Raw genomic sequence first — 1,328 nt, forward strand, 5'->3', positions numbered from 1 at the left:
TAAGGGGCTTGCAATTAAATAACATCCCAATCAATTAGGGAGAATGGTGATATCCCATTTGTGCAAAGTTTCAGACCGTTGCCAGAGAGGGAGATAATTTGCTAACTCCTCAGCCAACACCTTGACCCCTTTTTCATAAATGCCTTCAACCAGATAAACTACTGGAGCCATTGCTTTCCATGTCATGTGACTGGCCCATTGAACTGCCGCTTCTACCGAATCCAAGATGGCTCCATTCCAGTAATGCTCAAGTGCTGCCCAGCATCGTTCAATGGCATTGTATTTGCTGTGATAAGGCGGGTAGTAAATCAATCGAATCGGCATCGTGATCGTTTGGGCGAGTTCAACCATGCGTTTAATGAACTGGGTACGGTCACTGCGAGTCGCGGGTCCGCCATCTAAATTGATCACCCATTCTGCAATCTCAGGGTAATGGTCTTGATTGTCCTGCCACCACCACTGCAAACAATCAGCAATAAAATCGCTGGTTTCAGCGGATTGACCGAAGTAAATCGACAACTCGTCGTTGTCGAGGTTGAGAATGCCAAAAGGGACTAACACCGACTGCCATTCACTATCGTGATCGTCAGCTTTTCTAGCTTCTAGGGTGCGATCCTTGCCATGGCGCGACAGATTCCCAATCTTGACTTTGGCTTTGGTGTCAATCGAAAGCCTCAAGGACTTCGGATTGGCATCAGCGCGTTGATTCTCCCGCTCAACATTGTCAAAGATGGCATCGGTTTGAGCGATCTTCTTCAAGGGTTTGACTTTTTGTGTTTTTTTAGGCGATATCCCATGCGATTGAGAATGGCTCCAATGGTCTGACGCGAAGGCAGTTGCTCCTCATCGTACTCCTTCTGCTCAACCAAGCCTTCTCGGACGGCTTGGGCACTAATGCGAGCATATAAAAAGGTCGATTGGAATTTCGGGTCGGCTTGGGCTTGCCCATCCACTAAACTTGCAATATCGGCTGCCAAATTGACCAACACCTCTTCACTTTTGTGCCGCCCTCTGGCTCGATAGTTATCAACACAGGTGATTCCACTGCGACGCTCATGCAAACCCAGTTGGACACTCGCTCGATTCCACCCTAAAACGGTTTCCGTTTTCCGGGCTGAACCGTCAAAATAGTCCTCAGCAACTTTTGCCATAAAGTCTCGCTTGCGGTGCCCAGTCAGCTTTCGAGCAGCATCTTTCAGGGTTGCTTTAATCTTGTCATCGAGCATACTTAGTGGATTGCCGTTCTAGAGATCCTCAGCCATGAGAGGGTGATTCCCGCTCTGCTCCTTCTAGAATGATTGGTACTTTATTTATTTGCAAGCCCCTAA

At 48.0% G+C, this 1,328-nt stretch carries 1 pseudogene; it reads right to left on the bottom strand.

Features of this window, described 5'->3' with window-relative positions:
* Positions 1 to 30: 30 nt before the first annotated feature.
* Positions 31 to 1,226: pseudogene (locus tag ACR6Z4_RS32145) on the bottom strand (ISAzo13 family transposase).
* Between the last annotated feature and the right edge of the window lie 102 nt (positions 1,227 to 1,328).

The organism is Calyptranema fuscum S582, from assembly GCF_055793305.1.